This window comes from Curtobacterium sp. BRD11 (assembly GCF_031844345.1).
Lineage (GTDB): Bacteria > Actinomycetota > Actinomycetes > Actinomycetales > Microbacteriaceae > Curtobacterium.
This window is the reverse complement of record NZ_JAUZUZ010000008.1, coordinates 107,262-124,241: the sequence shown is the minus strand read 5'-3', so window position 1 is coordinate 124,241 and position 16,980 is coordinate 107,262. Positions and strand designations below refer to the sequence as shown.

At 72.5% G+C, this 16,980-nt stretch carries 16 protein-coding genes and 1 tRNA gene; 7 read left to right on the top strand and 10 right to left on the bottom strand.

The window, feature by feature from the left end; genetic code table 11:
* Positions 1 to 14 precede the first annotated feature (14 nt).
* The 3 genes from Q9R28_RS15785 to Q9R28_RS15775 all read right to left on the bottom strand — a co-directional run bounded on the left by Q9R28_RS15785 (position 15) and on the right by Q9R28_RS15775 (position 2,674).
* Positions 15 to 104 (bottom strand) — tRNA-Ser (locus Q9R28_RS15785).
* Between the two features lie 345 nt (positions 105 to 449).
* Positions 450 to 1,124 (bottom strand): GntR family transcriptional regulator, encoded by a 675-nt coding sequence (locus tag Q9R28_RS15780; protein WP_144411356.1) that lies wholly within the window; start codon positions 1,122 to 1,124, stop codon positions 450 to 452.
* 149 nt (positions 1,125 to 1,273) lie between these two features.
* Entirely contained in the window at positions 1,274 to 2,674 is a 1,401-nt protein-coding gene (locus tag Q9R28_RS15775; RefSeq protein ID WP_066658565.1) for an MFS transporter, read from the bottom strand.
* Between the two features lie 249 nt (positions 2,675 to 2,923).
* On the opposite strand from Q9R28_RS15775, the gene Q9R28_RS15770 reads away from it, so the two are divergent.
* The 3 genes from Q9R28_RS15770 (at position 2,924) to Q9R28_RS15760 (ending at position 7,664) form a co-directional block, all read left to right on the top strand.
* On the top strand, positions 2,924 to 4,123 hold the full coding sequence (locus Q9R28_RS15770) for a cobalamin-independent methionine synthase II family protein (RefSeq protein ID WP_251154494.1): 1,200 nt from the start codon (positions 2,924 to 2,926) through the stop codon (positions 4,121 to 4,123).
* A gap of 114 nt (positions 4,124 to 4,237) precedes the next feature.
* On the top strand, positions 4,238 to 5,653 hold the full coding sequence (locus Q9R28_RS15765; protein ID WP_209685614.1) for an AAA family ATPase: 1,416 nt from the start codon (positions 4,238 to 4,240) through the stop codon (positions 5,651 to 5,653).
* Positions 5,646 to 7,664 carry a VWA domain-containing protein gene (locus tag Q9R28_RS15760; protein WP_251154493.1) on the top strand — a complete coding sequence of 673 codons (2,019 nt, stop codon included), beginning with the start codon at positions 5,646 to 5,648 and terminating at the stop codon, positions 7,662 to 7,664. Before Q9R28_RS15765 ends, Q9R28_RS15760 begins: the two co-directional genes overlap by 8 nt.
* Before the next feature lie 120 nt (positions 7,665 to 7,784).
* Here the strand turns inward: Q9R28_RS15760 and Q9R28_RS15755 are convergent, their stop codons facing one another.
* Genes Q9R28_RS15755 through Q9R28_RS15735 form a run of 5 tightly spaced genes read right to left on the bottom strand, consistent with a single transcriptional unit; the run spans position 7,785 to position 11,725 of the window.
* On the bottom strand, positions 7,785 to 8,561 hold the full coding sequence (locus Q9R28_RS15755) for an SCO1664 family protein (RefSeq protein ID WP_251154492.1): 777 nt from the start codon (positions 8,559 to 8,561) through the stop codon (positions 7,785 to 7,787).
* On the bottom strand, positions 8,558 to 9,085 hold the full coding sequence (locus Q9R28_RS15750; RefSeq protein ID WP_066655829.1) for a DUF3090 domain-containing protein: 528 nt from the start codon (positions 9,083 to 9,085) through the stop codon (positions 8,558 to 8,560). Before Q9R28_RS15750 ends, Q9R28_RS15755 begins: the two co-directional genes overlap by 4 nt.
* A gap of 33 nt (positions 9,086 to 9,118) precedes the next feature.
* On the bottom strand, positions 9,119 to 9,919 hold the full coding sequence (locus tag Q9R28_RS15745; protein WP_081985021.1) for an MSMEG_4193 family putative phosphomutase: 801 nt from the start codon (positions 9,917 to 9,919) through the stop codon (positions 9,119 to 9,121).
* A 10-nt stretch (positions 9,920 to 9,929) separates the two neighbouring features.
* Positions 9,930 to 10,634, bottom strand: coding sequence for an ABC transporter ATP-binding protein (locus tag Q9R28_RS15740; RefSeq protein ID WP_209685608.1), 705 nt, complete (start codon positions 10,632 to 10,634; stop codon positions 9,930 to 9,932).
* Positions 10,631 to 11,725 carry an ABC transporter permease gene (locus Q9R28_RS15735; protein ID WP_209685606.1) on the bottom strand — a complete coding sequence of 365 codons (1,095 nt, stop codon included), beginning with the start codon at positions 11,723 to 11,725 and terminating at the stop codon, positions 10,631 to 10,633. The genes Q9R28_RS15740 and Q9R28_RS15735 overlap by 4 nt, the downstream gene beginning before the upstream one ends.
* 150 nt (positions 11,726 to 11,875) lie before the next feature.
* On the opposite strand from Q9R28_RS15735, the gene Q9R28_RS15730 reads away from it, so the two are divergent.
* Genes Q9R28_RS15730 through Q9R28_RS15720 form a run of 3 tightly spaced genes read left to right on the top strand, consistent with a single transcriptional unit; the run spans position 11,876 to position 14,170 of the window.
* Positions 11,876 to 13,045 (top strand): sensor histidine kinase, encoded by a 1,170-nt coding sequence (locus Q9R28_RS15730; protein ID WP_311206559.1) that lies wholly within the window; start codon positions 11,876 to 11,878, stop codon positions 13,043 to 13,045.
* Complete coding sequence (locus Q9R28_RS15725; protein ID WP_066655832.1) at positions 13,042 to 13,662, top strand: response regulator transcription factor; 621 nt, start codon at positions 13,042 to 13,044, stop codon at positions 13,660 to 13,662. Before Q9R28_RS15730 ends, Q9R28_RS15725 begins: the two co-directional genes overlap by 4 nt.
* A gap of 49 nt (positions 13,663 to 13,711) precedes the next feature.
* A complete protein-coding gene (locus Q9R28_RS15720; RefSeq protein ID WP_144411358.1) occupies positions 13,712 to 14,170 on the top strand; it encodes a BLUF domain-containing protein in 459 nt (152 codons plus the stop codon).
* Positions 14,171 to 14,202: 32 nt separating this feature from the next.
* Here the strand turns inward: Q9R28_RS15720 and Q9R28_RS15715 are convergent, their stop codons facing one another.
* Together Q9R28_RS15715 and Q9R28_RS15710 are read right to left on the bottom strand one after the other, a co-directional pair.
* Positions 14,203 to 14,814, bottom strand: coding sequence for a ScbR family autoregulator-binding transcription factor (locus Q9R28_RS15715; RefSeq protein ID WP_158407764.1), 612 nt, complete (start codon positions 14,812 to 14,814; stop codon positions 14,203 to 14,205).
* A 76-nt stretch (positions 14,815 to 14,890) separates the two neighbouring features.
* On the bottom strand, positions 14,891 to 15,361 hold the full coding sequence (locus Q9R28_RS15710) for a BLUF domain-containing protein (protein ID WP_066655844.1): 471 nt from the start codon (positions 15,359 to 15,361) through the stop codon (positions 14,891 to 14,893).
* A 176-nt stretch (positions 15,362 to 15,537) separates the two neighbouring features.
* On the opposite strand from Q9R28_RS15710, the gene Q9R28_RS15705 reads away from it, so the two are divergent.
* On the top strand, positions 15,538 to 16,932 hold the full coding sequence (locus Q9R28_RS15705; RefSeq protein WP_311206558.1) for a PepSY domain-containing protein: 1,395 nt from the start codon (positions 15,538 to 15,540) through the stop codon (positions 16,930 to 16,932).
* Positions 16,933 to 16,980: the final 48 nt, after the last annotated feature.

The window sequence follows — 16,980 nt, the reverse complement described above, 5'->3', positions numbered from 1 at the left end:
CAACTACCCGACTGCGGAGACGGAGGGATTTGAACCCTCGGTCCCCTCAAAGGGGACTCCACCTTAGCAGGGTGGTGCACTCGGCCGGACTATGCGACGTCTCCGTGCGCTCTCACGAGCGCGTGACCCACCATACAGGAGGACGAGCGTCCTCTCGACCTCCCGCCACGACACGATCACCTCGGGTCGGTCGCCGGGTCCCCTGAAGTGGGGACAGGTGGGGCTTGTCCGCTCGTACCCCGACGCCTAGCATCGTCGGGACGCGGACATCACGTTCCGGGGGCATCACCTCCCCCGTCGCCGCGACACAGCACCAGACGTCGTCCCCCCCTTCTGCCGAGCCCGACGCACCCGACCGCGGCGGCCCGGACGGGGACGACCAGGGGGCGCGGACCCGGTCCGCGCCCCCGCTCTGGGTGCTCTCCGGTGGGCGCTGCCCCCACCGTGCCTCACGCGGCGGAGCGGAACCGGTCGGGCAACGCGATGAGGTCCTCCGCCAACCCCACGAGCGCTGCGGCGCACTCGTCGAGCTGTCCACGCTCCGCCGCAGCAGCCGCCCGTTCGACCTGCTGCACGCGAGCACGCCGCCCGACGACGGCGTCGATGCCGTTCGCCACGGCGACGTCGTCCGTGAAGAAGGTGTCGAGCACGGCCCGCTGCGCCGTGAGCCAGTCGGCACTGACGATCGCACCGCGCCGACGGAGGTACCAGGCACCGAGCTCGACGAGCGCCCCGGCCTCGGTCAGGCAGGACCTGAGCACGAGCGCGTCGAACTGCTCATCCGCCCCCTGGCAGCCGGGAGCGGGATCGGCGATCATCGCCCGGGCGACCCGGAGTCGCTCGACCATCTGGCCGACGGACCAGTGGGCGACGACGACGCCGACGTACCGCTGCACGCTGACGAGCCGCAGCGCCTCGAGCGGGACGAGGGCTTCGCGGACGGGTGTGCGCGAGACCTGCATGTCCCGGGCGATGTCGTCGAGCCGGAGCCGTTGCCCCCGCCGGTAGACCCCGCGCAGGACGTTCTCGAGCAGCTTGAGGAAGACGGCGTCACGCAGCAGGCTGCGGCGGATGCCGTTCGGGTCGGGGACCCGGTCGTTCCCCGAGGACGATGACCGATCCATCGCCCCAGGGTCACGCACGACGACCACCCGGTGCTCCGGGGGCGGGCGACCAGGGGAACGATCCGGTCGGGGTCGGGATGTGGAGGAGTGCCATGCCGAGACCCTCCCAGCGAGAGGGTCTCGGCGCTAAACATCACGTATACGAAATCCTACTTCTTGGACGCGTCGGTGAGGACGGACAAGGGTTGGGTGATGTCCTCCAGACCCTTGCGCGCCGCGTCGACCCCGAACACCAACGCCACGATCCCGCCGGCGATCATCACCGCCGACCCGAGCAGGTACCCCCAGAAGAGCGGTTCACGTGACGACCCGTCCCCGATGAACGCACCGTAGATCGCCGGGGCGACCGCACCGAAGATCTGCGCGAGGGCGAAGAAGTACGAGATCGCCTGCGACCGCAGCTCGAGCGGGAAGATCTCGCTCACGGTCAGGTAGGCGCTCGAGGCACCGGCCGAGGCGAAGAAGAACGAGACGCACCAGAACACGACCTGCACGGTGGCGCTGATGGCGTCGGCTCGGAACAGGAACGCCGAGGTGGCGAGCACCAGACCCGACACCAGGTAGGTCAGGAAGATCATCTGCCGACGACCCCAGGTGTCGAAGAACCGGCCGAGCACGATCGGCCCCAGCAGGTTGCCGATCGCGAACGGGAAGAAGTACACGGCCGTCTCGGCGGTCTTCAGCCCGAAGAAGTTCGTGAGCACCAGGGCGTAGGTGAAGAAGATCGCGTTGTAGAGGAACGCCTGGGTGATCATCATGGTCGCGCCCACCAGGGTGCGGGTCGGGTACTGCTTCAGCAGCACCTTGGCGATCGTCAGGAACCCCACCTTGTCCAGCGGCGTGACGGTCATGGCCTTCGACTCGTCGACGTCCGGCAGCCGGTGTCCGGTGGACTTCTCGACGGAGGCCTCGATCTCGGAGACCGTGCGCTCGGCCTCCTCCTCGCGTCCGTGGGTCATCAGCCACCGCGGGCTCTCCGGGATGTGCCGCCGCAGGAAGATGATCGCGATGCCGAGCACCGGGCCGAGGAAGAACCCGATGCGCCACCCGATGTTCTCGGCGAAGATCGACGTGTCGAGCAGGTAGATGTTGGCGAAGGCGCCGAGCGCCGCACCGCCCCAGTACGTGCCGTTGATGGCGATGTCGACGTGCCCGCGGTACTTCGACGGGATGAGTTCGTCGATCGCCGAGTTGATCGCCGCGTACTCACCGCCGATGCCGAGGCCCGCCACGAAGCGGAACGCCGCCAGGAACCAGAAGTCCTGGGCGAGTCCGGCGATGCCCGAACCGATGAGGTAGATCGCGAGCGTCAGGATGAAGAGCTTGCGGCGGCCGAGCCGGTCGGACATCCGTCCGAAGACCAGGGCGCCGACGACCTGTCCCACCAGGTAGATGGTGCCGAGCAGGGTGACCTGCTGCGTCGACAGGTCGAGGTCGGCCTGGAAGCCGGCGTTCGAGACGATCTGGATCTCGAGGCCGTCGAGGATCCAGGACACCCCCAGACCCACCACCACGCTCCAGTGGAAGCGCGTCCACGGCAGTCTGTCCATCCTGGCGGGGACCAGGCTCTTGATCGCCCCGTTCGTCGTGCTGCTCACGAGAGCGGACCGTACTCCGGAGATTCCAGGCTGGTTCCCAGTACCAGCGCAGCTTTACGTCCTCACAGATTCAGGAACTCGTGCGACGCGGACGGGAGGCGCGGGGCGGGCCCGCACCGTGCCTCCCGTCTGCGTCGGATCGCGGTGACGCGCGACGTCACGACCGCACGCGGCCGCAGCCCGCGTCGGTAGCGTGACGACGTGCCCACCCAGAACTCGATCGACCGCATCCTGACCACGCACACCGGCTCGCTCCCCCGATCGCCCGAGCTGACCGCGCTCCTGGTGGCCCGCGACCAGGGGAAGCCCCACGACGAACAGGCACTCCGCGAGGAGATCGCCGCCGTGCTCGCGCGCACCGTCGACGCGCAGCTCGACGCGGGCCTCGACGTCGTCAACGACGGCGAGGTCCCGCGCGTCGGCTTCTCGACCTACATCCGCGACCGGCTGTCGGGGTTCGGGGGCTCCGGTCACCGCAAGCCGACGCTCGACAGCGTGAAGTTCCCGGAGTACGCGGCGTTCCAGGCCCGGCAGATCGACGAGGGCGCAGAGTTCGCCCGGGTGTGGGACACCCCGCTCGCCCAGGGGCTGCTCGAGTACGACCAGGAGCGCGCCGGCATCCGCGAGGACCTCGACGGCTTCGAACGCGAGCTCGCCCGGAACGCCGCCGCCGGCCGCACCCCGGCCGGCACCTTCATCTCCGCCGCGACGCCGGGCATCGTCGCCACGACCCTGCTGCTCGACGACGAGAACCCGCACTACCGCGACCACAGGGAGTACGTGTTCGCGCTGGCCGAGCAGCTCCGCGTCGAGTACGAGGAGATCGTCGCCCGCGGGCACGTCCTGCAGCTCGACGCCCCGGACCTCGCCATGGAGCGCGTCATCCACTTCGGCGACGCGTCGCTCGACGAGTTCCTGGCCGCCGTGGACCTGCACGTCGACGCGCTCAACCACGCGCTGCGGAACATCCCGAAGGAGCAGACGCGGCTGCACGTCTGCTACGGCAACTGGCAGGGCCCGCACCAGGACGACGTCCCGGTCGACGTGCTGCTCCCCCACCTGTACCGCGCCGAGGTCGGGTCCTTCAGCATCCCGTTCGGCAACCCGCGGCACGCGCACGAGTTCCCGGCCTTCCGCGACCTGCCGCTCCCCGACGACGCGGTGCTCGTGCCGGGCGTCATCGACGTCACGACCAACTACCTGGAGCACCCGCAGCTCGTGGCGAACCGGATCGTCGAGGCCGCCGAGGCCGTCGGCGACCCCACCCGCATCGTCGCCGGGACCGACTGCGGCCTGGCGACCTTCGCGAGCTACGAGTTCGTCGCCGCGGACGTCGCGTGGGCGAAGCTCCGAGCACTCGTCGAGGGTGCGGAGATCGCGTCGCGCCGCCTGTTCGGCTGACGCTCCCGCCGCTCTGCTCCCGCAAGACGCAACGTCGGCGGGTCCTCGCAGCGGTACAGCGCTGCGAGGTGTCGCCGAGGTTGCGTCTTCCGGAGCCGAGCGCCTCCCGTCCGCATGTCGGTGCGCGGGCGTAGCGTGCGGACCGTGACCCGACCTGACATCCACACGGTCGGCGAGCTCCGCGCTGCTGGGCACGTCCAGAAGTCGGTCCGCGCCGAGATCCGCGACAATCTCCTCCAGGCCCTGCGCGAGGGCCGCGACCCCTGGCCCGGCCTGCACGGGTTCGAGACGACCGTCATCCCCCAGCTCGAGCGTGCGCTCATCGCCGGGCACGACGTCGTGCTGCTCGGCGAGCGCGGGCAGGGCAAGACCCGCCTGCTCCGCACGCTGCAGGGGCTGCTCGACGAGTGGACCCCGGTGATCACCGGGTCCGAGCTCGGCGAGCACCCGTTCGAGCCGATCACCACCGCGAGCACCCGCCGTGCCGAGGAGCTCGGCGACGCCCTGCCGATCTCGTGGGTGCACCGCGACGAGCGCTACGTCGAGAAGCTCGCGACCCCCGACACCAGCGTGGCGGACCTGATCGGTGACGTCGACCCGATGAAGGTGGCCGAGGGCCGCAGTCTCGGCGACCCCGAGACCATCCACTTCGGGCTGATCCCCCGCGGGCACCGCGGCATCGTCGCGATCAACGAGCTCCCCGACCTCGCGGAGCGCATCCAGGTCGCGATGCTCAACGTGATGGAGGAGCGCGACGTGCAGATCCGCGGCTACGTGCTGCGCCTGCCCCTCGACGTGCTCGTCGTCGCCAGCGCCAACCCCGAGGACTACACGAACCGCGGCCGCATCATCACGCCGCTGAAGGACCGCTTCGGCGCCGAGATCCGGACGCACTACCCCATCGAGCTCGCCGACGAGGTCGCCGTCATCCGGCAGGAGGCCCAGCTCACCGCCGAGGTCCCCGACGCCCTGGTCGAGATCCTCGCCCGGTTCACCCGCGCCCTGCGCCAGTCCAGCGCCGTCGACCAGCGGAGCGGCGTCAGCGCCCGCTTCGCCATCGCCGGCGCCGAGACGATCTCCGCCGCCGCCGTGCACCGCGCCGCGCGGCAGGGCGAGGAGCACCCGGTCGCGCGGCCGATCGACCTCGAGACCGCGGTCGACGTCCTCGGCGGCAAGATCGAGTTCGAGAACGGGGAGGAGGACCGCGCCGACGAGGTCCTCGAGCACCTGCTCCGCACCGCCACCGCCGAGACCGTCCGCTCGCGGTTCCGCGGGATCGACTTCGGCGTCCTCGTCGAGGCACTCGACGGCGGCACGATGGTGACGACGGGCGAGCAGGTCAGCGCCCGGGCCTTCCTCGAAGGGCTCCCGTCGATCGGCGAGTCGGACGTCTACGACCAGGTGTGCGAGCGACTCGGGGCGACCGACGACGGCGAGCGGGCCGGCGCGATCGAGCTCGCGCTCGAGGGGCTCTTCCTCGCCCGGCGCATCAGCAAGGAGTCGGGGGGCGGCGAGGCCGTCTATGGCTAGCCGGCAGAACCGCCGCCTGACCCGCGACGCCCGGTACGGGAAGTACGAGGGCGGACCGGATCCCCTCGCTCCCCCGGTCGACCTGACCGAGGCGCTCGACGCCATCGGCGAGGACGTCATGGGCGGCACCTCCCCCGAGCGTGCCCTCCGCGAGTTCCTCCGGCGCGGCGGCCAGACCCAGCGCGGGCTCGACGACCTCATGCGCCGCGTCGCCGAACGGCGGCGCGAGCTCACCAGCCGGAACAACCTCGACGGCACCCTGCAGCAGGTCAGGGAGCTCCTGGACCAGGCCCTGCTCGCCGAACGCGGTGAGCTCGCCCGGAACGTCGACCTCGACGACGGCGACCGTGCCCTGGCCGAGCTGCAGCTCGACAGCCTGCCGCCGTCGCCCGCGAGCGCCGTGCAGGAGCTGAACGGCTACGACTGGACGAGTCCGACGGCCCGGCAGAAGTACGACGAGATCAAGGACCTGCTCGGGCGCGAGGTGCTCGACCAGCGCTTCGCCGGCATGAAGCAGGCGCTCGAGAACGCGAGCGACGAGGACCGCGCAGCCGTGTCCGCGATGATGCGCGACCTCAACCAGCTGCTCGACGACCACCGCCGCGGCACGGACACGCAGGAGCAGTTCGACGCGTTCACGGCGCAGCACGGGCAGTACTTCCCGTCCGGCCCGCAGAACGTCGAGGAGCTGCTCGACGACCTCGCCGCACGAGCCGCGGCCGCGCAGCGGATGCGGAACTCGATGACGCAGGAGCAGCGCGACGAGCTCGACGCGCTCGCCCAGCAGGCGTTCGGCTCACCGGACCTGATGGGTCAGCTCGGGCAGCTCGACGACACCCTCCGCGCGCTCCGCCCCGGCGAGGACTGGGGCAGCTCCGAGCGGATGGACGGCGAGCAGGGCCTCGGACTCGGCGACGGGACCGGCGTCTTCCAGGACATCGCCGACCTCGACGCCCTGGCCGAGCAGCTGGCGCAGTCCGGGCCCGGGTCCGACCTCGCCGACCTCGACCTCGACGCCCTGCAGCGTCAGCTGGGCGACGAGGCCACCGTCGACGCCCAGACCCTGCAGCGGTTGGAGCAGGCCCTGCGGAACTCGGGCGCGGTGCAGCGCGGCACCGACGGACACCTCCGGCTGACCCCGAAGGCGATGCGGCAGCTCGGCAAGAGCCTGCTCAGGGACGTGGCCGAGCGGATGTCGGGGCGCCAGGGCGCGCGTGACCTCCGTCGCGCCGGGGCGTCGGGCGAGCCCTCCGGGGCGACCCGACCGTGGGCGTTCGGTGACACCGAGCCGTGGGACCTCCCCCGGTCGATCACGAACGCCCTGGTCCGGACCGCGGCGGACGGACGCACCGGACCGGGTGTCCGCCTGACGATCGACGACGTCGAGGTGCAGGAGACCGAGGCGCGGACCCAGGCGTGCGTGGCGCTCCTCGTCGACACGTCGTTCTCGATGGCGATGGAGGACCGCTGGGTCCCGATGAAGCGGACGGCCCTCGCGCTGCACACCCTCGTCAGCACGAGGTTCCGCGGCGACGACCTGCAGCTCATCGCCTTCGGGCGCGAGGCGGAGGTCATGGACGTCGAACGACTCGTCGGCCTCGACGCCCAGTGGGACAAGGGCACGAACCTGCACCACGCACTGCTGCTGGCCAACCGGCACTTCCGGAAGCACCCGACGGCGCAGCCAGTGCTCCTGGTCGTGACGGACGGCGAGCCGACCTCGCACCTCGAGCCGAACGGCCAGGTGTGGTTCGGCTACCCGCCCGATCCCGTGACGATCGCGCTGACGGTCCGCGAGCTCGAGAACGCCGGCCGGCTCGGGGCGCAGACGACGTTCTTCCGACTCGGTGACGACCCCGGGCTCGCGCGGTTCATCGATGCCATGGCCCGACGGGTGGACGGCTCGGTCGTCGCGCCCGAGAACGACGACCTCGGGGTCGCCGTGGTCGGGTCGTACCTCGGTTCCCGTCGCGGAGGCGCGTCCCTGTTCGGCGACGACCGGGCGGGCTGATTGCGACCGGCCGTCGGACGGGAGGCTCCCCACCGGGCACGGCCCGGCAGCCGCTGGCGCGTCTGCCGGGAACCGGCCGGCGTGGGCCCCGGCGCCGGACGGTGCCGCGCCTCCCGTCCGTCAGAAGAGGGGCCAGGGGACGGCGGGTCCGTGTCCGGGCGGCGGCGGGAACATCCCGACCGCGCGCAGCGCGGCGCACCGGGCCCGCAGGTTGTCGATCTCCCCGCGGGTCAGGTGCTCGGCGAGCGCGACACCGAGGTCGCCGCGGAGCGCCTCGGACACCCGGTCGAGCCCCTCGAGCTCGTCGGGGTCGAGCGGCTCCCCGATCCAGCCCCACAGGACCGTGCGGAGCTTGTGGTCCACGTGGAAGGTCAGCCCGTGGTCGACGCCGTGGCGGTGCCCGTCCGGCATGGCGAGCACGTGCCCGCCCTTGCGGTCGGCGTTGTTCACCACCACGTCGAACACCGCCATCCGGCGGAGTGCCGCGGTGTCCTCGTGCACGAGCGTGACGGGCTGGTCGTGCTCGTCGATGGCCTCGAGCACGGGCAACCACGGGGTGCCCTCGGCGTCGGCCTCCTCGGTCGGCACCAGGTCGACGGGGTCCTGCTCCGGGTCGACGTCCTGCCAGCGCTGGACCATGCCGGGGCCGAACGGGCCGTCGCCGAGCCAGGTGGGCGGCACGATGCCCCACCCGAAGGCCTCGGAGACCAGGTGTGCCGCGACCTCCCGGCCGGCGAGCGTGCCGTCCGGGAAGTCCCACAGCGGACGCTCCCCCTCGACGGGCTTGTACACGACGGACTCGCCGTCGAGGTCGGCGAGGAAGGTGGCGTTCGACGCCTCGCGGATGCGCGCCCGGATCGTCAGCGGGCCGTCGTACCGGGGTGCGTCGTCGCTCATGCGTCGCCGGGGCGCCGACCGGCAGCGACGACCTCGCGCGTGCGTTCGACGAAGGCCCGGGCGCTGCCGACGGGGATCTTCACCTGGAAGACCTCGGCGGGCTCGGGCATCTCGACGACGGCCTCGACCTCGTCGCCGTCCTCGTCCGTCTCGGTGACGATCTCGAGCTCGTCCTCGATCGGGTACGCCTCGATCACCACCTGCGCCGTCGCCGGGTCGAACCCCAGGCTCAGGGCACCCGCGCGGAACTCGGGCTCCACCGGCTGGTCGAGCGGCGCGGCGTCCCGGAGCTCGGACGGTGCCGCCGGCGGGACGCTGAAGCGGTTGTCCTCGACGGTCGCGACCTCGTCGAGGAGCTCGGCGACCTTGTCCGCGAGCACCGCGGACTGCTCCTTCTCGAGCGCGACGCTGGTCACCCGCTTGCCGTCGCGTGCCTGCAGGTAGAAGGCGCGTTCACCCGGGCGGCCGACCGTCCCGACGACGAGACGTTCCGGCCAGTCGAAGCCGTGCACGATGGTGGGCATGACCCGATTGTAGGAGCGTGCGGCTCCGTCCGTTCAGGGTCGAGCGGTCCCCGGCTCACTGCTGCCGACCGCTCCGTCCGCCGAGCCGGTCCCGTCGTGTCCTGCTCCGCCGCCGGTCCCGTCCGCTCCGCCTCCGCCGCCGGTCCCGTCGTGTCCTGCTCCGCCGCCGACCGCGGCGTCGCCCGAGGGGGCCGGTGCCGCGGCGAGCCACGACAGGTCGCCGGAGTCGGTGTTGGTGGCGACGACCTCGGGCCGGTGTTCCCCGTAGCGGACGACCGAGACGGACGCCGGACCGACCGCGATGCGCTGGAACAGGTCGAGGTGCATGCCGAGCGCGTCGGCGAGGACGGACTTCACGATGTCGCCGTGGCTCACGGCGACCCACACCGCCGTCGGGCCGTGCTGCGCCTCGACCTCGGCGTCGATCCGGCGGATCGCGGCGACCGCACGGGACTGCATCGTCTGCATGGACTCGCCGCCGGGGAACACCACGGCGCTGGGGTTCGCCTGCACCGTGCGCCACAGTGGTTCCTTCGCGAGGTCCGCGAGCTTCCGGCCCTGCCAGTCGCCGTAGTCGGCCTCGGTGATCGCCCGTTCGACCCGCACGTCGGGGCTGCCCTGCTGGCGGGCGAGCAGGGCGCGTGCGGTCTGTCGGCAGCGCTCGAGCGGGCTCGTGACGAGCGCGACGAGCGGGATCGGCGCGATGCGCTCGGCGGCCCGGTCGGCCTGCTCGCGGCCGACGCGGTCGAGTGCCACCCCGGCGGTGCGACCCGCCAGGACCCCGGTCGCGTTCGCGGTGGTGCGTCCGTGCCGGACGAGGAGGACGGTCGCCATGCGGTCGATCCTAGGCCGCGGCGGCCACGCCCTCCGGCGCGGTCACGATCCGCCCGTCGACGACGGTCACCAGGTCGTCCAACGCGTCCCGGTGCACGAGGTCGTGCGTGACGAGCAGGGTCGCCGTCCCGCGCTCGTGCGTCAGACGGGCGATCAGCTCCATCACGGCACCGCCCCGCTCCTGGTCGAGCGCACTCGTGGGTTCGTCGACGAGCAGCACCTCGGGGTCGTGCACGAGCGCCCGGGCGATCGCGACGCGCTGCCGTTGTCCCCCGGAGAGCTGCGCCGGTCGTGCATCGCCGTGACCCGAGAGCCCGACCGCGTCGAGCAGGTCGTCGACCCGGGCGCCGGGGACCCGACGATCGCGGGCGCCGAGGTGTCCCATCACGAGCAGCTGTTCGCGCGCGGTCAGCGACGGCAGCAGGTTCGACTGCTGGAACACGATCCCGATGCGGTCCCGGCGGAGGTCCGACGCTGCGTCGCGGGACAGCGACGCGGCGTCGACCGCCGTCGATCCGCTGCCGACGAGCACCCGACCGGAGTCGGGGCGGACGAGCGACGCGGCGACGGCGAGCAACGACGACTTACCGGACCCGGAGGGGCCGGTGATGCCGGTGACGCTGCCGGCCGGAGCGGCGAGGGAGACGTGGTCGACCGCGGTGACGCGACGGTCGCCGTCGGGGAAGGTGAGGGTGACGTCGTCGAGGGTGATCATCGGTTGCTCCCGAGTGCGGTGAGGGGGTCGGCTGCGGTGACGGTGCGGAGGGCGACCGCGGCGCCCGCGAGACCGAGCACGGCCATCGCGACACCCGGTACCAGGGTGGTGAGGGGGCTGAGGAGGAACGGCAGCGTGCCCCCGGCGAGCGCACCGAGCACCGCGACGAGCGCCGTCCCGGTGCCGATGCCCGCCACGAGGACCACGAGCGCCTGACCGAGTGCGTCGCGGACGAGCGACCCGGTGCTCGCTCCGAGCGCCTTGAGCACGGCGACGTCACCGGCGCGTTGCATGGTCCAGACGGTGAAGAAGGCGCCGACGACCAGCGCGGAGACGCCGAACAGCATCGCGATCATGAGACCGAGCGACCCGACCTCGGACCGGAAGGTCTCGAGCGCCGTCAGCGATCCGAGCGGTGTGGTGGCGGACGTGTGCGTGGTCGCGGCGACGGCTCCCCAGTCCGGCGAACCGGACACGGCGAGCACCGTCGGTGCGCCCTCGCCGCCGAGCCGGCGGTCGGCAGCGGCCCACGCACCGGGGGTCATCACGACGACCGGGGTGTGGCTGTACCAGGCGTCCCCGCCGACGGACGCGACGCGGTGGTCGGTCCCGGAGACCGAGATGCGGTCGCCCACCACGACGCCGAGCTGCTCCGCCGCCGCCGCCGACAGGCCGACCGAGTCGTCCTGCGCGGGCGCCAGCGCAGCCACGACACCGTCGCCGCCCCGCGGCAGCCCGAACAGGGCGACGCCGACCGCGGACGCACCGGCACCCGACGTCGCGGGAGCAGCGCTGGCGCGTCCCTGGACGATGCCCACCGGCACCACGTCGTCGACGCCGGCCGCCGTCCGCCAGCCGTGTCGTGCCTCCCGTCCGATCGCGGACGTGGCGAAGGACGGCTGCCCCGCGGACGGCTGTTGCAGCACCAGCCGGTCGCCGGGCAGGTCGAGGACAGCGGAGATGTTCTGCGACGCCAACCCGCCCGTCAGTCCCGCCAGGAACCCGACCAGGAGGGTGATGAGCGCCACGACGGCACCGATGAGCACGAAGCGTCCACGAGCGAACCGGAGATCGCGCCAGGCGACGAACACGGCCGTTCCTTCCCGGTCACGGACCCTCCGTGACCTCCAGGACCAGCGTCGTGTGCCGACGGCGAGCGGTCATCGCCGGCACGGACGGTCCCACGATCGAACTTCTGGTTGATCCAGCGGGCCCGGGCCGTCCGTACGCTGGCCGGTGACATGGTCCACGGCACGCTCACCCCCGTCTTCGTCGGTCTCCGCACCGGCCTGCACGTGCTGTCCGCCGCGCTCCTCGCGCTCGTCGTCGTCCGGATCGTGGTCGAGGGCGGCGCCACGGCACCCCTCGCCGGCGTCCTGGCAGGTGCCTTCGCAGTCGTGTACCTGCTCGGGGCGGTGGTGGCACGCGGCGCCCCGGGTCGCCGGGCGGTCGCGGGCCCGCTCTGGGTCGGCGGGCTCTCCGTCGTGTGGGTCGCGCTCATGGTGCTCGTCCCCGAAGCCGCCTACCTGGTCTTCCCGCTCTTCTTCCTCTACCTGCACGTGCTGCCCCGGATCGTCGGTCCCACGGCGGTCGTCGTCGCGACGCTCGTGGCCGTCGTCGCGCTCGGAGTGCACGGGGGCTTCACGCTCGGCGGGGTCGTCGGACCGCTCGTCGGCGCCGGGGTGGCGCTGCTCATCGGGCTCGGCTACCGCGCACTCGCCCGGGAGGCCGTCGAGCGCGAAGCACTGCTGGCAGAACTGATCGCCACCCGGGACCGACTCGCGGCGACCGAGCGGGAACAGGGGGTCCTCGCGGAGCGTGCGCGACTGGCGCGGGAGATCCACGACACGGTCGCGCAGGGGCTGTCGAGCATCCAGATGCTCCTGCACGCAGCCGAGCGCGCCGACGGCGACCGCCCCGGCACCGAGCACATCCGTCTGGCCCGGGAGACCGCGGCCGACGGCCTCGCCGACACGCGTCGCTTCATCCGCGAGCTCGCGCCGCCGACGCTGGACCAGGGCCTCGGTGCAGCACTCCGTCGGCTCGCGGACCAGCAGTGGACGCGGGACGGACTGGCGGTGTCGGTCGCGGTGTCGGACGACGGGCTGCCGATGGACGTGGAGACCGCGCTGCTCCGCATCGCGCAGGGCGCCGTGGCGAACGCGGTGCAGCACGCCGCGCCGTCGCAGGTCGACGTCACGGTCACGGTCGACGGTCGGGAGGCACGGCTGACGGTCGTCGACGACGGCGTCGGCTTCGACCCGGTCACCTCCGGCGACGACGTCTCCGCGTCCGACTCCTTCGGCCTCCGCGCGATGGCCGAGCGCGTCGAGCAGTTCGGCGGACGACTCGACGTCGACAGCGCACCGGGCCGCGGCACCACGGTCACGGCCGTCCTGGAGGTCCCGTGATCCGCATCGTCATCGCCGACGACCACCCCGTCGTCCGGGCCGGTCTCCGTGCGCTCCTCGACGGTGAGGAGGGCATCGAGGTCGTCGGCGAGGCAGCCACTCCGGACGCCGCGACCGCCCTCGCCGAGGAGCTGGCCCCGGAGCTGGTGCTCATGGACCTGCAGTTCGGCCAGGACACCACCGGCGCCGACGCCACCCGGTCGATCCGCGCACTCGAGGCGGCACCGTACGTGCTCGTCCTGACGAACTACGACTCGGACGGTGACATCCTCGGCGCGGTCGAGGCCGGGGCGAGCGGGTACCTGCTCAAGGACGCCCCACCGGACGAGCTCGTGGCGGCGGTCCGTGCCGCGGCCTCCGGGCAGAGCGCCCTCGCCCCGGCGATCGCCGGACGGCTGATGGCGCGGATGCGGGCTCCGCGCGTGAGCCTCTCCGCCCGCGAGATCGAGGTGCTCCGACTGGTCGCGGACGGGGCGTCGAACGGTGAGGTCGCCCGCGCACTCCACATCAGCGAGGCGACGGTCAAGTCGCACCTCGTGCACGTGTTCTCGAAGCTCGGTGTGAGCTCGCGGACAGCGGCCGTGTCCGCGGCCCGCTCTGCGGGTGTCCTCCGGTGACCCCCGGGACCCATCGGGGGGTCCGTGCGGCACGCGGACAGTGGTCGGCGTGCGCCGCACCATGCACGAAGATGGTGCGGTGCTCGTCTCCATCGTCTACATGAGCCGCTCGGCCGTGCCCTTCGACGACGACGCGCTCGCCGAGCTCCTGCGCGAGTCACGGCTCCGGAACGAGGCACTCGGGGTCTCCGGTCTGCTCGTGGCGAAGGGCGGCCGGTTCATGCAGCTGCTCGAGGGCCCGGCGTGGAGCGTCGACGACCGCTTCGGCGCCATCGCGCGCGATCCTCGGCACGACGGGGTGAAGTCGCTGATCCGCGAGGACATCGAGCGCCGGCGGTTCGACGGCTGGTCGATGGCCTACCGGTCGCTCGACGAGTCCGACGTGGCGACCGAGGACGGCTTCAGCCCGTTCCTGTCCGGCACGATGGACTTCGCGCCGGAGTTCGACGGCACGAGCGCCGCGTGGCTGCTCAAGTGGTTCCGCGACCGGGAGCTCACCGACCGCTGACGCGGACCTCCGCCCGTCGACGGTCCACGAGGTCAGCCTGCCGCGCGGAAGGTGTCGGCGACCACCCCGAGCAGACGTGCCCGGTGCGCCGGCGCGGCCGTCGCCTGCAGGAGCACCCGCCACATCACCGCGACCGCGGGGTCGAGGTCCGCGCGACCGCTCCGCACCTCGGCGACCAGCTGCACCCCGGTGAAGTAGGGCACGACCGAACCGCCGAGCTCCTCCGGGGTGAGGTCGGTCTCGAGCTCACCGCTGCCGATCGCGACGCAGAACACGTCCACGATGCCGCCGATCCACTGCTCGTAGAACGACGACGTCGCTCCGGAGAACTCGCCGCGTTCGAGCGAGAGCCGGATGCCGGCACGCACGATCGGGTCGGTGCGGAGCAGGTCCGCGATCTGCTTCGACGCCCCGATCAGGGCGGCCGTCGGCGACGCGGCGTCGTGGCTCACCTCCGCGAAGGTCCGCGCGTTCTGCTCGTCGATCACGCCGAGGGCGAGCGCGAGCTTCGTCGGGAAGTGGAAGTGCAGGGTGCCCTGCGCCACGTCGGCGCGGCGCGCGACGGCGGCGATCGACGTGGCGGCGAAGCCGACCCGGTCGAACTCCTCCGCCGCGGCCACCAAGATCTGCTCACGTTTCCCCACGTGACCAGTGTCTCGAACTGGAGGCACGGTGCGGGCCCGCACCGTGCCTCCAGTCCGAGGGGGTCCCGTCAGGTCGTCACGCGGCGTGGCGGGCCAGGGTCATGCGCTCCTCGGGCACGTCCTGCAGGTCGCGTCCGCGGAACCAGCGGAGCAGCCAGTCGGCCGGCGAGCCGGCCAGCTCGGCCGGCAGGCCGGAGCGCTCGGTGAGGAAGGTGTTGAAGCCGGGCTCGTCGCGGACCTCGAGGTCCGACGGGTTGCCGAACGCCATCGACCAGCCGTCGAAGCGGCGGGTGTCGATGTCCTCGCGGGAGAGCGACTTCACGCCCTCGTGGCGGGTGTCGCGCTCGATCGCGGCGAAGCGGTCCTCGACGCTCCAGGAGGGACCCTCGAGCACCTGCATGAAGCGGCCGCCCTTGGCGAGCAGGAGTCCGGAGACACCGAGCGCCTCGTTGCGCAGGCGGGCTTCACGGAGCATGGCGACCAGGTGGTCGTCGGTCATCTCGTCGACGGCGACGGACATGTACACGAGGGAGGTGAGTTGCGTCATCGGCGCCAGTCTGTGTGCTGCTCCGGTGGAGGGTCAATGCGGTCGTCCGCACACCGCAGTCGGGTGCGGTGTGCGGACGACCGGGGCGTTCTACCTCTTGTAGAGTGAGCGCTCGTGCGGCACGGTGCCGCACCTCAGCCCGACAGCCCGACAGCCCGACAGGACCCTGCGCTCCGATGCCCGTCACCGCCCCGCCTCCGTCCCGCGGCTGGTTCGCCCAGCTCCTCCTCCGCCTGCACTTCACCGCCGGGCTCTTCGTCGGCCCGTTCGTCCTGGTGGCGGCGCTCTCCGGCGCCGTGTACGCCGTCGCACCGACCGTCGAGCAGGGCGTGTACCGGCAGGAGCTCACGGCGCCGTCGTCCGCGCCTGCGCTCCCCCTCGCCGACCAGGTCGCGGCCGCCGAGCGCTACGTCGCCCGCCACCACCCGGACGACACCGTCGCCGAGGTCCGCCCGGCCCCCACGCCCGGCACCACCACGCGCGTGATGTTCACCGAGGAGGGCCTGCTCGAGTCCCAGACCCGTGCGGTGTTCGTCGACCCGGGCGACGCCGCGGTGCGCGGGGACCTGCCGGTGTACGGCACGTCGGGGTCGCTCCCCTTCCGCACCTGGATCAGCACCGTGCACCGCAGCCTGTTCCTCGGCGACGTCGGGCGGCTCTACAGCGAGACCGCGGCGTCGTGGCTCGGCATCGTGTCGCTCGCCGGCATCGGCCTCTGGGCGTTCCGCATCCGGCGCGCACGGCGGAAGCGCGACCTCGTGCTGCCGGACAACCGTGCGACCGGGTACCGGAGGACGTTCTCCTGGCACGCCGCGACGGGCGCGTGGGTGCTCCTCGGCGCGCTCTTCCTGTCGGCCACCGGCATCACCTGGTCGCACTTCGCGGGCGACAACGTCAGCGCGCTCCGCTCGACGCTCAGCTGGCAGGCGCCGACGGTCGACACCGCACTCGACGGCTCGTCGGCGACGTCGGGCGGGGAGCACGCCGGGCACCACGGCGGTGGCTCGATGCCGATGGGCTCCCCGACGACGACGCCCGAGCAGTTCGACGAGGTGCTCGCGGTCGCCCGCGACTCCGGTGTCCGCGCGGCCGAGGTCCGGATCCGTCCGCCGGCGGCCGCCGACACGGCGTGGACCGTCGAGGAGATCAAGCTCAGCTGGCCGGTCGCGATGGACGCGGTCGCGGTGGACCCGGGCACGATGACGGCGGTGTCGCGGGTCACCTGGGCCGACTACCCGCTCATGGCGAAGGCCGCCAAGCTCGGCATCAACACGCACATGGGCGCGCTGTTCGGCCTGGCGAACCAGGTCGTGCTGCTGCTCGCGGCGCTCGGGATCGCGGCGATGGTCGTGTTCGGCTACCTCATGTGGTGGCAGCGGCGTCCCACCGGCGCGCGTGCGGGTCGCGCGCCCGCCGCGGGTGCGCTGGCCAGGGCTCCGTGGTGGGGCACCGCCGCGGTCGTCGTCGCCGCCGTCGGCCTCGCGCTGCTGCTGCCCGTCGTCGGGGTCACCCTGCTCGGGTTCCTGCTGGTCGACGCACTGGTCACGACGTTCCGTCGCCGCGCCCGGTGACGGACGGGAGGCCCGTGGCGGTGTCGCCACGGGCCTCCCGTCCGTCAG

Excerpts from the sequence above, each read along its gene's own strand:
- Q9R28_RS15780 (WP_144411356.1), bottom strand. The coding sequence starts at position 1,124 with ATGGATCGGTCATCGTCCTCGGGGAACGACCGGGTCCCCGACCCGAAC.
- Q9R28_RS15775 (WP_066658565.1), bottom strand. The coding sequence starts at position 2,674 with ATGGACAGACTGCCGTGGACGCGCTTCCACTGGAGCGTGGTGGTGGGT.
- Q9R28_RS15765 (WP_209685614.1), top strand. The coding sequence starts at position 4,238 with ATGTCGGTGCGCGGGCGTAGCGTGCGGACCGTGACCCGACCTGACATC.
- Q9R28_RS15760 (WP_251154493.1), top strand. The coding sequence starts at position 5,646 with ATGGCTAGCCGGCAGAACCGCCGCCTGACCCGCGACGCCCGGTACGGG.
- Q9R28_RS15755 (WP_251154492.1), bottom strand. The coding sequence starts at position 8,561 with ATGAGCGACGACGCACCCCGGTACGACGGCCCGCTGACGATCCGGGCG.
- Q9R28_RS15750 (WP_066655829.1), bottom strand. The coding sequence starts at position 9,085 with ATGCCCACCATCGTGCACGGCTTCGACTGGCCGGAACGTCTCGTCGTC.
- Q9R28_RS15745 (WP_081985021.1), bottom strand. The coding sequence starts at position 9,919 with ATGGCGACCGTCCTCCTCGTCCGGCACGGACGCACCACCGCGAACGCG.
- Q9R28_RS15740 (WP_209685608.1), bottom strand. The coding sequence starts at position 10,634 with ATGATCACCCTCGACGACGTCACCCTCACCTTCCCCGACGGCGACCGT.
- Q9R28_RS15730 (WP_311206559.1), top strand. The coding sequence starts at position 11,876 with ATGGTCCACGGCACGCTCACCCCCGTCTTCGTCGGTCTCCGCACCGGC.
- Q9R28_RS15710 (WP_066655844.1), bottom strand. The coding sequence starts at position 15,361 with ATGACGCAACTCACCTCCCTCGTGTACATGTCCGTCGCCGTCGACGAG.
- Q9R28_RS15705 (WP_311206558.1), top strand. The coding sequence starts at position 15,538 with ATGCCCGTCACCGCCCCGCCTCCGTCCCGCGGCTGGTTCGCCCAGCTC.